This window comes from Amphritea pacifica, from assembly GCF_016924145.1.
GTDB lineage: Bacteria > Pseudomonadota > Gammaproteobacteria > Pseudomonadales > Balneatricaceae > Amphritea > Amphritea pacifica.
In genome coordinates this window covers 1-12,874 of record NZ_JAFFZO010000056.1, presented here as the reverse complement: position 1 = coordinate 12,874, position 12,874 = coordinate 1, and the positions used below count along the sequence as shown (strand labels likewise).

Below are 12,874 nucleotides of genomic sequence, written 5' to 3'. Positions count from 1 at the left end.
TCCGGTAGTTCGCGCAAATATCAGTGAGCCAGAGTTAGCGACTCAATCAGAGCTCGAACATAAGCGTGCATTTATTCTAAGTCAAAATCGTTTCATTGTTGACAGAGGGGAGTCCACATAAGCAAGTGGCGAAGCCACATCTAACCACTAGCCACTGCTTTTAGAAGCGAAGCCACATCTAACCACTAGCCACTGCTTTTAGAAGCGAAGCCACGTCTAACGCCTGGCGATTGCTTTTTAACATTCACGGGACGGATACATATAACCAATTATGATGCAAAAGAATCTGAATAAACTTCTGCGGGTCACTCAGTTGTGTCAGGTGCAGATAGGATTTCACCGCAAATCCCGTAGGATTAAACCCCATGTAGGTCACACTGATTTCATCGCCGGACTCCCAGGGGCCGGTCGCGGCAGCCTGAATGATCTGCGCGCGTCTGGCGGCAGATAAAACCCCAAGCTGGGTGGCATGCGCCAGGTATTCCTGCGCCGCGTTTGTCCACTGTTCCTCGATGTTTTTGGCGTTGTGCTGAAAGATTGCATGAGTGATCTCATGGGCTAACGCGCCCACATAGTGCTCCTCGTCAAAGGGTATGTTATACATCTGTGGCGACTGACTGCTGTGTAATATTGCCGGCAGTGACATTATCTGAATACGGTCGCTCTGGCGGTCATAACTGCCAAAGGCTATATAACCTTCCTGATTGATGCTCTGTTCAATAATGCCGATCTCTATCGGTCTTTGCAGCTGCAATTGATACCGGGCAAGAAAACTGATCGCCCTGTCAGCCGCATCACACACATACCCGACCATACTATCATCGGATGCCGAGACTAAAATCTCCGGTGTCGTCTCACAACGATACTGACTTGCGATAACCGGAGACAGCCAGGTAACGGTCAGGATAACGAGACCATAACCGACACTAAGAATCGAAATCAGGAAAAACCTTCGTTGACGCGTTTTCATAGGCTCACGTCCATTGATAACAACAGGTTGCGCGCTTACACAGATCTAAACTCCATTTCTGTGATATCAGGCACTAATAATTTAGCTTTCAATATAGTCTGAAGACCTCTCCTGCGCCTCAATCCGATATCCCGCCTTCTCTGCTTTCATCGTAAATATCCTCCTTGCATCAGATAATCGCAAACAAAGTTACGCAAAAGGCAAACAAAAGAGGCCCGATTGATTTTTCACGGCGGTCGGGCTTTTTCTGGCAAGTGGCGTAGCCACGTCTAACAACCAGCTACTAACCACCAGCGGCTATCTATACTTCATTTGTGTTGCTGGCAGCTATACTGATCGATGAAGCTCTTAAATCATCTGAACAGGCCGGTGGCCTGAAAGGATCTGTTATGACATTTGTAGTCACTGAGCCCTGCATCAAGTGTAAATACACTGACTGCGTTGAGGTCTGTCCGGTGGACTGCTTCTACGAAGGCCCCAACTTTCTGGCGATCAACCCGGACGAGTGTATCGATTGCGCCCTGTGTGCACCGGAATGCCCCGTCGATGCGATTCTGGAAGAAGACGAGGTACCAGATGATCAACAGGCGTTTATTCAACTCAATGCAGAACTGGCGCAACAATGGCCCAATATCGCTAAAAAGAAACCCAGTCTGCCGGATGCCAAGCAGTGGGATACTGTGACCGACAAGAAACATCTGCTGGAACGCTAAGCCATCGCCGCACCTGGCCAATTACTGTAACTTACCGGCGGGTGATGACCTGCGATCTATACTGAGAGCGTCAACGATGATAATGAGGCGGCAGGATGATTCCCGAATCCCATCAGGTGTTACCCACTCAATACTGGCATAGACTGGAGGACGGCCGTCTCCAGTGCGATGTCTGTCCGCGTGCCTGCAAATTGCATGAAGGCCAGCGAGGATTGTGCTTTGTACGCGGGCGTGAGGACGACCAGATAATGCTCTATACCTGGGGTCGCTCCAGCGGCTTCTGTATCGATCCGGTCGAGAAGAAACCGCTCAATCATTTTCTGCCGGGACAGCCGATACTGTCTTTCGGCACCGCGGGCTGCAACCTGGCCTGTAAATTCTGTCAGAACTGGGACATGAGCAAATCCAGGGAGATGGATACCCTCGCCGATCAGGCCCTGCCCGAGGAACTGGCTGCCACCGCAAAACAGTCAGGCTGTATGGGTATTGCTTTCACCTATAACGACCCGGTGATCTTTATGGAGTATGCCATGGATGTCGCCGACGCCTGTCATGAACTCGGTTTAAAGAGCGTTGCCGTCACCGCCGGTTACATCTGTGCTGAGCCACGCGCAGAGTTTTACCGCCATATGGACGCCGCCAATATCGATCTGAAGGCGTTTACTGAGAAGTTCTATCACAAGATCTGTGGCGGTGAGCTCGGTGCCGTGCTGGAAACCCTCGAATACCTGAAACACGAAACCGATGTCTGGTTCGAAATCACTAACCTGCTGATTCCCGGTGAGAACGATTCCAGCGACGAGATCAACGCCATGACCCGGTGGGTGGTCGATCATCTTGGCCCCGATGTGCCAATGCATTTTTCCGCCTTCCACCCCGACTGGAAGATGCTCGACAAACCCCATACGCCACCAGCAACCCTCACCCGGGCACGGGAGATCGCCCTGGCTAACGGTATTCGCTACCCCTATACCGGTAATGTCTACGACACTGCAGGTGAAAGCACCTACTGTCATAGCTGCGGAGCCCTGCTGATTGAGCGTTGCTGGTATACCCTGGGTCATTGGGGACTCACCGGGGATGGCCGTTGCCAACAATGCCACACGCCACTCCCCGGGGTTTTCAACGGCCCACCTGGGCGATGGGGATCACAACGGCAGCGGGTCAATATGCGTTACCACACAATGAGCTGAATCCAGGGACCGTTGCAGCTTCAGATCGATGCTGGCTAACACGGAGCATCATTATCCCGCTTAACTAACACCACCAGCACGATAAAATCATACAGGCTGTGGGTCATAATCGGCACTAGCAGGTTATCGAAGCAGAGCAACAGCCATCCCAGGTAGATACCGATCAGCGTCGCACTGATGGCATAGGCCAGCGAGAGACTATGTACCAGACCAAATAACACTGCCGCGATCAGAACACCCGACAGAGCATTAAGGTGTGTCGCCAGCAGCGTCTGTATTACGCCGCGAAACAGCGCTTCCTCACCCAGTCCGGCTATCCCGGCTACCAGCGCCAGAGTCAGCAGCGGGGTCCCCCTGAAGAGACGGGAGATACGCTCCTGACTTAAGCGAAACAAACGCTCAACGGGCCGGAAGTCGAGCGCAGCGGCGCACAGCACCAGCAACAATAATGGCAGTGTCGCCAGCACGCCCTGAATAACACCGGCTCCGCTGAGCTGGAATAGCGCAAACGCCGGGGTATCCAGCAACCAGCCCAGTCCCAGTGCAATGCCTACCAGACCGCCCTCAAACAGCAGCGCCAGGTTAGCCGCCTGATTTGCGCTTATCCACTGCTTTCCAGAAGCCATACTTCACCTCATCGGGTTATCGTTGAACATCAGAGACATCCTTACCGCACAGTTACAGCCTGGTAGACCCCAGCTGTTATCTGGGTAAATTCTGAGCAAATAATCAATATAGGACTATACTGGTACTGTATTAATATAAAGGAAATACCCGATGTTGCGCATTAGCAAGTTTACTGACTATGGCACCGTAATCCTGGCTCTCATGGCAGATAACCCGGCGTCTACCCATAGCGCCGCCAGTATCGCACAACAGGTTGGCTTACCCGGCAGTACCGTCAGTAAATTACTGAAGATGATGAACCGCAGCGGTTTGCTGACATCCTGCCGCGGCAAACAGGGTGGCTATTCGCTGGCAAAGGCGCCGCAGGAGATCTCTCTGGCCGACGTCGTCGAGGCTCTGGAAGGCCCTTTCGGCGTAACCGAGTGCAGTCGCCAGAACGGCTTGTGTCAATTAGAAGAGCGCTGCGCAATCCGCCACCAGTGGCAGGGGGTTAATGGTGTGATCCACAATGCCCTGCAACAGGTCAGTCTCGCAGCCCTGCAGCAACCATCAACGGTAACCGGGGCCCCTGATTTTAAAGCGAACGCTTAGGTCCGCGAGTTGCGCAGCAAAAGGTATTTCGGTTTGATCATATAATCCCCTGAAGCAGGGAGGAGTGCCCACATGGCTAAGTCAACGCCGCCTCTCGAGCGCATGCTGGAACGCGGCTATAGTCAGGGATTCGTTACCGATGTGGATAGCGACAGCCTGCCGCCTGGTCTGAATGAGGAGGTCATCCGCCAGATCGTGGCAAAAAAAAACGAGCCCGGGTTCATGCTGCAATGGCGTCTGCAGGCCTACCGCCACTGGCTGACCATGCCGGTACCCACCTGGTCCCGCGTTCACTATGCGCCTATCGACTACAACGCCATCAGCTACTACTCGTCGCCCAGATCACGTACCGATGGCCCGCAAAGCCTCGATGAAGTCGATCCCGAAATCCTGCGCACCTATGAACGCCTCGGGGTCCCCCTGCACGAACGGGCACAGTTGGCCGGTGTCGCCGTTGATGCCGTGTTTGACAGCGTGTCAGTGGCTACCACCTTTCAGAAAGAACTGGCGGCCAAAGGGATTATCTTCTGTTCCTTTTCCGAGGCGATACAAAAGCATCCGGCACTGGTGCAACGCTATCTGGGGTCCGTCGTTCCCTACACCGACAACTTTTATGCGGCCCTTAATGCCGCTGTGTTCAGTGATGGCTCGTTCTGCTACATCCCCAAGGGGGTGCGCTGCCCGATGGAGCTGTCCACCTACTTCCGCATTAACGCCGCAAACACCGGTCAGTTTGAGCGCACCCTGATCATTGCCGAGGATGACAGCTTCGTCAGCTATCTTGAAGGCTGAACCGCACCCATGCGGGATGACAATCAGTTGCATGCTGCCGTCGTTGAACTGGTAGCGCTGGAAAACGCCGAAATCAAATATGCAACGGTCCAGAACTGGTATCCCGGCGACCAGCACGGCAACGGCGGAATCTTTAACTTTGTCACCAAGCGGGGCCTGTGCGCCGGAGCCCACAGCAAGATCTCCTGGACCCAGGTGGAAACCGGCTCCGCCATTACCTGGAAATACCCCAGCGTTATTCTCAAGGGGGATTATTCAGTTGGCGAGTTCTATTCCGTCGCCCTGACCAATAACTACCAGCAAGCCGATACCGGCACCAAGATGACCCATCTGGGTAAACATACCCGCAGCACCATTATCTCCAAAGGGATCTCCGCCGGTCACGGACAAAACAGCTACCGGGGGCTGGTGAAGGTTGGGGCCAAAGCGTCGGATTCGCGCAATCACAGTCAGTGCGATTCGCTGCTGCTCGGCGATACCTGTGGTGCCCATACCCTGCCCTATATCGAGGTCAGTCACCCGATGGCCCAGGTTGAACATGAAGCCACCACCACCAAGATCAGCGATGACCAACTGTTCTACTGTCAGCAGCGCGGTATCGACACAGAAGCCGCCGTGGCCATGCTGGTCAGTGGCTTTTGTAAAGAGGTGTTTCATAAACTACCCATGGAGTTTGCCGTTGAAGCCCAGGCGCTGATGGAAATCAGCCTCGAGGGCGCAATCGGCTAGCGGAGGTGCACATGACTGTAACCAGAAAAGAGCATTGGTTGAAAACGTTGCTTAAGGTGCTGCGCAGACTATGGCAGCGCTTCAGGGATTACCTGCGGCCCAACGTCGACAATATCGCGGGAGACATATCATGCTGAGCATCAGAAATCTTGGCGTACGCATCGATAACAAGCTAATTCTGCAGGGCATCAATCTGGAGGTTGCCGCAGGCGAGGTACATGCCATCATGGGCCCCAATGGCTCGGGTAAAAGCACCCTCGCCCAGACGCTGGCCGGCCACCCTGATTATCAGGTTAGCCAGGGGCAGGTGCTGTATCAGGGACAGGACCTGCTGTCACTGAATGTCGAACAGCGTGCCGCCGCAGGTATTTTCCTGGCCTTTCAGTACCCCGTAGAGATTCCCGGGGTCAGCAACATTCAGTTTCTGAAAAGTGCACTTAACTGTCAGCGCAAACAACGCGGCGAGCCGGAACTGGATGCCCTGGATTTTATCACCGACGTGAAACAGAAAATGCGTCAGATGCAGATCGATGAGGCGCTGCTTTACCGGGGCACCAATGAAGGGTTTTCCGGCGGGGAAAAGAAATCCAATGAGATACTGCAGTTACTGGTGCTGCAGCCCCAACTGGCAATACTCGATGAAACCGACTCGGGGCTTGATATCGACGCCCTCAAACGGGTTGCCGCCGGGGTGAATGCCTTCCGCAGTCCGGAGCGAGCGCTGATACTGGTGACCCATTACCAGAGATTGCTGCAATATCTGGTGCCGGACCGGGTTCATGTGCTGCAAAATGGACGCATCATTCGTTCAGGCGGCGCAGAACTCGCCCTTGAACTGGAGCAGCAGGGCTACACCACGGATACCCCCTCAGAGGACGCGCCGACACAAAAACGGGAGGTGCCCGATGACAATGGCTAAGCGGTTCTGTGAGCTACAGGCCCATGCACCACCCAACATCTCAGGCTGGCCCTGGCTACGGGCATTCCGGCAACAGGCACAACGGGCATTTGCGGCACAGGAGTTACCGACGCTGCGGCAGGAGAACTGGAAGTACACCAACATCAGGTCTCTCAGCGAAACCGCATTTTCTGACGCCCCGCCCCCTGGAGCAGCAGAACTAGCGCAGGCGGAAAACGTGCAGCAAACACAGGCCCTCAGCCTGCCCGGGTATCGCCTGACATTCATTGCGGGTCACTTCCAGCCGCAGCTCTCTCAGCTGGAAACGCTCAGCGGTGCTGCCCGGCTGTTGCCGCTGAAACAGGCATTCGAACAGGAACAAGCGCTGGTCGAAAACTATCTGGGGAGCGCCATGGAGTATCCCGGACAACCCTTCGCAGCACTGAACTCGGCCCGGCTGGAAGACGGAGTACTGCTCTATCTGCCCGCCAACTGTCAGTTGAGTCAGCCGATCCACTGTCTGTTCTACACCCCGTCGGGCCCTCACTCTCATGTCAGCTATCCCCGCCTGTTGCTTATGCTGGAGCCAGGTGCACAGGCCCAGTTGATCGAAGAGTATCTGGGTGACCCTGTACCGCCGGAAAACGCCGCCGCGCAGTTTACCTGTCCGCTGAGCGAAATCATTCTGGCACACGATGCCCATCTGCTGCACGGTAAAGTGCTGCGTGAGGGTCCACAGGGACACCATATCGCCGGCATCCACGTGTCACAGGCAGAGCAGAGTCACTTACACAGTATCAGCATCACACTGGGGGGCGGCATCTGTCGCAACGACCTTCAGGTGAAACTTCATGCCAGGGGCGCACAGGTACGGCTGGACGGGCTCTATATGCTTGCCGGTCGACAGCACCTCGACAACCATCTGCGCATTGATCACCTGCAGGCCGGCTGTCGCAGTGAGGTACTCTATAAAGGCATTATCGATGACCGGGCCCGCGGAGTTTTCAACGGCCTGGCGGTGGTCCATCCGCAGGCTCAGCAGAGCGATGCCCGGCAGATAAATAAAAACCTGCTGTTGTCTGAAAACGCTGAGATCGACACCAAGCCCGAATTGCAGATAGACGCCGACGATGTGAAGTGTTCCCACGGGGCTACCGTCGGCCAACTGGACAAAGACGCCCTGTTCTATCTAGGCAGCCGCGGCATGGATCAGCCAACCGCCCGCGCACTGCTAACCACCGCCTTTGCCCTTGAGACACTTAACCCTCTGTCGCAGGGCCCACTGCGGGAACAACTGGCTGCCCTGACCGGCACAACCCTGACACGACAGGCCGGTGGTAAGCCGCCGGCGACAACGTCACACAGCTAAGGTGATCCGCATGAACATATCCGATCCCCTCACGGCGTCATCCCCCGGTCCCCGGGATAACTGTCCGCCATTCGATATCGACACGATTCGCAGCCAGTTCCCCATTCTCCAACGACGCATACATGGCCACCCACTGGCCTATCTGGATAACGCTGCCACCAGCCAGAAGCCCAGGGCGGTGATCGACGCTATCCAGAAATACTATCTGCAGCACAATGCCAACGTGCACCGCGGGGTCTACCAGCTCAGTGAGGAAGCCACCCACGACTACGAAGCATCCCGTGATAAAGTGCAGCGCTTCATCAATGCCCGGGAGCGGGCAGAGATCATCTTCGTCAGGGGCACCACCGAGGCCATAAATCTGGTCGCCCACAGTTTTGCCAAGCCCCGGCTCAACCCGGGGGATGAGATACTCATCAGCACCCTGGAGCATCACTCCAACATCGTACCCTGGCAGATTATCTGCCAGCAGACCGGTGCCCAGCTGCGGGTCATACCGATCAGCGATGCCGGGGAGATAGACACAACTGCGGTCGACACCCTGCTCAAACCCAACTGCCGTCTGCTATCCCTCACCCACGTATCCAACACGCTGGGCACCATCAACCCGATACAACAGATGATCAGACAAGCCCATCAGCACGGCATTCCGGTGCTGATCGACGGCGCTCAGGCGGTGCCTCACCTGCAGATCGATGTGCAGACGCTGGATGCCGACTTCTATGCCTTCTCCGGACATAAGGTCTACGGTCCTACCGGTATCGGTGTGCTGTACGGGAAACGCGAGATACTCGAACAGATGCAACCCTACCAGGGCGGCGGAGATATGATAAGCGAGGTGACGTTTGAACAGACTGAATACAACGAGCTACCCTATCGTTTCGAAGCTGGCACGCCCAATATTGCCGGAGCCATCGGTCTGGGCTGCGCCCTGGATTATCTGGACGCGATCGGACTACAGCAGATCTCCCGTCATGAGCAGTCACTGCTGGACTACGCCACCCAGGCGTTATCCGCCATCAGGGGGCTACGCCTGATCGGTACCGCCAGAAATAAGGCGGGCATTCTCTCGTTTGTCATGGATGCGGCTCATGCTCATGATGTCAGCACCGTGCTGGACCAGGCGGGTGTCGCGATCCGCGCCGGGCATCACTGCACCATGCCATTAATGGCGCGCCTGGGTGTTGCCGCCACCGCCCGCGCGTCGCTGGCACTCTACAACAACCGAACCGATATCGACGCCCTGGCCGCAGGTCTGCAAGAGGTAAAGCGGATGTTTAAATAGATTCTGGGAGCGCGGTTTCATCTCTGCACCCTTTTGACTCCCCCCTTACCACCGAAACTGACAGGTACCGTATGAATCAGGAACTACGCGAGCTATACCAGGAAGTTATCATTGATCATGGACGCCACCCCCGGAATTTCAAAGTTCTGGAGGATCATACCCACTGCCAGAAGGGCTATAACCCTCTCTGCGGCGACCGCCTGCAGCTGTACCTGCGGGTCCGGCCCGGGCCCCAGCCAGTCATCGAAGAGGCATCGTTTGATGGGGAAGGCTGCGCCATCTCGATGGCGTCCGCCTCGCTGCTGACAGAAAGTCTGAAAGGCAAGACTCCGGAGGAAGCAAAAACACTATTTCAACAGTTTCATCAACTACTCACCGGCGGCGGCGATAACACCCAGACGGATCTGGGAAAACTGCAGGTTCTGACCGGGGTTCGCGCCTTCCCGACAAGGATCAAGTGCGCCACACTGGCCTGGCACGCCTTGCTCGGCGCCCTCGACCAGGGAGAAAACAAACCAGACAACTGGGTCAGCACCGAATAGCGTACTGTGAAGCAGGAGGTGAGCCAATGCAACGTACAAAACCCATCAGACTGCAGCGCGATTGCAGCGCCCTGCTGATCCCCTCAGGCGAGCCGGTCATCCTGCCCAAAGGCACCGAAGTCAGCATACAGCAAGCCCTCGGCGATACCTACACCGTCAATACCGGCGCATCCCTGGCTCGCATCGACAGCGACAATGCAGACGCCCTGGGGTTAATTCCCCTGCGGCCGACGCCGACGGTGGCCAAAGCGCAACCCGTTGAAGACGTCCCGGTGGCTGAAGAGGAGATCCAGCGTCAGCTACGCAGTTGCTATGACCCGGAAATTCCGGTCAACATATTCGATCTGGGATTGATCTACAACTGCCGTACCCGCCCGCATCCGCAAGGCGGCAGCCAGATTCACATCGACATGACACTGACCGCCCCCGGCTGTGGCATGGGAGAGGTGCTGGCGCGCGATGTAGAAAGAAAACTCCTGCAGATCCCCGGTGTGCACGCCGTTGATATCCGGCTGGTGTTTGATCCCCCGTGGGATGCCAGCCGCATGTCCGACGCCGCCAAACTACAACTTGGGCTACTCTGAAAGACAACATCGCAACGGAGGTAAGGTCACATGGCACACTGGCATGATGTAAGCGTTAATTTGGCCCCCGGCGAGCATACCGTGCTGACACTGGGGGATTTCAGCATCCTGCTGGTTAACGCCGACGGACACTTCTACGCCGTTGAAAATATCTGCCCCCACGATGGCGGCGAGCTCGACGGCGGCACCATCGACAACACCACCGTCACCTGTCCGCGGCACGGTGCCTGCTTCAGCCTGAAGAACGGCGCCGTCCTCAAGCCGCCCGCGTTCGAAGATATCGGCAGCTTCCCCGTACGCACCCACGACGGACAGTTGCAGGTTTATGATGAGCCCAAAGCACCGTAGTTAGAACGCGCTTCGCGCTTGTTTGTGACGCGATGCGACCGGGTCGCCTGTTTGAAAAAGCATTTGTTTAGCGTGTTGGAATGGGATATGGACGAGAATATATATCTCACCCATATCCTCTAATCTGCCCGTGTCTATTACACAAAAAAGAAGACAACGATTAACAAAGAGGCCTCACAGCTACCGCTGTCCACTAAGGCTTACGAACTTTACCAAGCCCTTTTAGCCGGAAATATTTTTTATCAGCCTGGGTATAAATGGTTTTATAGCAGCAACATTGGTTCTAATTTCCTTTAAGTCTTTTGTTTTATAGAAATCAAAAAACTCTGAAATAACCTGACGCTGATGCTTATCCTGTGAAGCAGCTTTATAACCATTAAAATCTTCAGAAAAACTCAATCCTAAATTCTTATAGGTACTCTTATAAACAGGAGTTACAATAGCATCCAAATGAGAGGGGCCATTTTCATCAATAAAACTTGATAGTACACCTATCCTTTCCAAAACACATTCTGATACATATTTAAATATTGATCGTTTAGGATGATTAAATTGATTAAACAGTTTTTCCGCTTTGTAGTTTTGCTCTATAAAATCAGAAACCCTTATATCTATAGAAAATTTTTGTTCCTTAGCTTTAAGGTTGGATATTGATTTTTTCAAAAAATCGACAGAAAGCGATTCAGGATATAGACTTTCAAGATTCAGAATATCGAATGTTTCACTTTCACTAAATCCTGAAGCACACAAATATGCAATAAAATAATCGTGAACTAAATTCAATACAGAAACATATCCATTGAATGTTTGCAGATGCGGAAAATAGCCATCAAAGTATAAGGAAGGAAACGAATAGCTCATCGCACTTTCATGCAGTTGACTAAGTAGGAATTCGCTGGTCAATTCCTTAGGTCTTCGCCCTTGCTGAACAGGCTGATGTATAAAAAGATCTATACTGCGAACTACCGAAATAACTTCATTTACATCTTTCTCAGAAAGACTCTGCACTGCCCTGATTGGTACATATTCGTATTTAGAACGAAACTCTTCATTTTCTAAAAGGGTGCGAGCCAGTGCTTTAGACTGACAGTTCGCGTAAACAGTAAACTTCTTCATCATAATTCTTTACTTAATATACAGTATACCGAGATTAACGACATCATTTTATATAAAACTACCACTGCCTTACTGCATTTCTTATATTTCCCTGACATCAATTTACATCAATCTAACTAACTTGATTCTACGAGAGGAAAAGCATCTCAGCGAGTCAGTTATCGGCAGAAAATATTTAAAAAGGATCATACTAGCCGCATCTCTCTGAGCTATCTCGTCCTTATCCCTGATTAAGCAGTATTTAATAAGCTATAGATTAACACCAGAGCTATCTTAAGTCTGCCTAACAAGTCGCGTAAAGACACCTAAACGACGGGAAAGTCACTCTTTTTTTGACATTAGAACAGCAACTTAGCTATAACACCTACATAGGCCGCCCCGCAAACGTGCCAGCACACTCTGATTCAGCTGTAGTCACTTGTAATAACCTGACTCGATAATTGAATATGTACTTCTTGCCTCAGCCTTTTCCATACCGTTGAAATGCCACCACTCGTGGGCTAGAGGATAAAAACCAGCCTTTAACATAATGCGCTTCAAAAGATCACGATTCTTTTGCTGCTCCTCAGATATTCCAAAGCCCATTTTTTTTAGAAAATAGTTCCAGTAGAGTTTGGCGTGACTACTGTGGAATGGGCCAGGTCCCATATCTAAACTGTTGCCACTCCTGTCAACAATGGTAATGTCTACAGCAATTCCATAATTATGCATCGATCCTGTGGCTGGATTTGCAACGTATTTTTCAAATCTGGTGCCCTTCATTTTTTCATACATGGCACGAGAAACAGATCTTGGCCTTGCAGCATCTAGCACCTGAAGTGAATATCCAGAGTGTTCCTTTTTTAATGCATTTTGTGCCTTCGATAGTTTTATAGCTACACCTTTTCTTAAGTAGGCCTTTTTCAACCCGTTATAGAAGTTTACTTTAAAGAAGTTTTTGCCTTCATCTGAATTAACAAGATCAACGCTAATTGACCTATCGATTGTAGTTATTAACCCGGCGGATAAATACATCGTCTAAGCCGCGTATTTTATATGCTGTGATTTGAAGTAACTTTTAACCCGCGCGGGTCTTCTTTGTAGCGTCAACATGCATGATCGTGTTTTCTTCTTCAGC

At 52.8% G+C, this 12,874-nt stretch carries 13 protein-coding genes and 1 pseudogene; 10 read left to right on the top strand and 4 right to left on the bottom strand.

Translation table 11 applies throughout. The annotated features are described in order from the left end of the window. Window positions 1–244 precede the first annotated feature (244 nt). Window positions 245–970, bottom strand: a complete 726-nt coding sequence (locus tag JW499_RS20995) for a DUF6639 family protein (protein ID WP_205212419.1) — start codon at window positions 968–970, stop codon at window positions 245–247. A gap of 389 nt (window positions 971–1,359) precedes the next feature. Here JW499_RS20995 and fdxA point away from each other — a divergent pair, with 389 nt between their 5' ends. Both fdxA and amrS read left to right on the top strand, forming a co-directional pair. Beyond that, a complete protein-coding gene (gene fdxA / locus JW499_RS20990; RefSeq protein WP_205212418.1) occupies window positions 1,360–1,683 on the top strand; it encodes a ferredoxin FdxA in 324 nt (107 codons plus the stop codon). A gap of 95 nt (window positions 1,684–1,778) precedes the next feature. After that, entirely contained in the window at window positions 1,779–2,876 is a 1,098-nt protein-coding gene (gene amrS / locus JW499_RS20985) for an AmmeMemoRadiSam system radical SAM enzyme (protein WP_205212417.1), read from the top strand. A 35-nt stretch (window positions 2,877–2,911) separates the two neighbouring features. On the opposite strand, the gene JW499_RS20980 is transcribed toward amrS, so the two are convergent. Continuing rightward, the gene (locus JW499_RS20980) at window positions 2,912–3,502 is read right to left on the bottom strand and encodes a CPBP family intramembrane glutamic endopeptidase (protein WP_205212416.1); all 591 of its coding nucleotides are present in this window, start codon (window positions 3,500–3,502) and stop codon (window positions 2,912–2,914) included. Window positions 3,503–3,653: 151 nt separating this feature from the next. On the opposite strand from JW499_RS20980, the gene JW499_RS20975 reads away from it, so the two are divergent. The 8 genes and pseudogenes from JW499_RS20975 to JW499_RS20940 all read left to right on the top strand — a co-directional run bounded on the left by JW499_RS20975 (window position 3,654) and on the right by JW499_RS20940 (window position 10,641). Next, the gene (locus JW499_RS20975) at window positions 3,654–4,094 is read left to right on the top strand and encodes an SUF system Fe-S cluster assembly regulator (protein WP_205212415.1); all 441 of its coding nucleotides are present in this window, start codon (window positions 3,654–3,656) and stop codon (window positions 4,092–4,094) included. Window positions 4,095–4,166: 72 nt separating this feature from the next. Then, window positions 4,167–5,615: pseudogene (gene sufB / locus JW499_RS20970) on the top strand (Fe-S cluster assembly protein SufB). Window positions 5,616–5,745: 130 nt separating this feature from the next. Further along, window positions 5,746–6,534, top strand: a complete 789-nt coding sequence (sufC, locus tag JW499_RS20965; RefSeq protein WP_205212414.1) for a Fe-S cluster assembly ATPase SufC — start codon at window positions 5,746–5,748, stop codon at window positions 6,532–6,534. Then, entirely contained in the window at window positions 6,521–7,882 is a 1,362-nt protein-coding gene (sufD, locus tag JW499_RS20960; protein ID WP_205212413.1) for a Fe-S cluster assembly protein SufD, read from the top strand. Before sufC ends, sufD begins: the two co-directional genes overlap by 14 nt. Before the next feature lie 10 nt (window positions 7,883–7,892). Beyond that, window positions 7,893–9,167 carry a cysteine desulfurase gene (locus JW499_RS20955; RefSeq protein ID WP_205212412.1) on the top strand — a complete coding sequence of 425 codons (1,275 nt, stop codon included), beginning with the start codon at window positions 7,893–7,895 and terminating at the stop codon, window positions 9,165–9,167. 71 nt (window positions 9,168–9,238) lie between these two features. After that, window positions 9,239–9,709, top strand: coding sequence for a Fe-S cluster assembly sulfur transfer protein SufU (sufU, locus tag JW499_RS20950; RefSeq protein WP_205212411.1), 471 nt, complete (start codon window positions 9,239–9,241; stop codon window positions 9,707–9,709). Window positions 9,710–9,735: 26 nt separating this feature from the next. Then, window positions 9,736–10,293, top strand: coding sequence for a putative Fe-S cluster assembly protein SufT (sufT, locus tag JW499_RS20945; RefSeq protein WP_205212410.1), 558 nt, complete (start codon window positions 9,736–9,738; stop codon window positions 10,291–10,293). A 30-nt stretch (window positions 10,294–10,323) separates the two neighbouring features. Next, window positions 10,324–10,641, top strand: a complete 318-nt coding sequence (locus JW499_RS20940) for a Rieske (2Fe-2S) protein (protein ID WP_205212409.1) — start codon at window positions 10,324–10,326, stop codon at window positions 10,639–10,641. Window positions 10,642–10,863: 222 nt separating this feature from the next. On the opposite strand, the gene JW499_RS20935 is transcribed toward JW499_RS20940, so the two are convergent. Beyond that, window positions 10,864–11,760, bottom strand: coding sequence for a WcbI family polysaccharide biosynthesis putative acetyltransferase (locus JW499_RS20935; RefSeq protein WP_205212408.1), 897 nt, complete (start codon window positions 11,758–11,760; stop codon window positions 10,864–10,866). Between the two features lie 411 nt (window positions 11,761–12,171). Beyond that, entirely contained in the window at window positions 12,172–12,771 is a 600-nt protein-coding gene (locus JW499_RS20930; protein ID WP_205212407.1) for a M15 family metallopeptidase, read from the bottom strand. Between the last annotated feature and the right edge of the window lie 103 nt (window positions 12,772–12,874).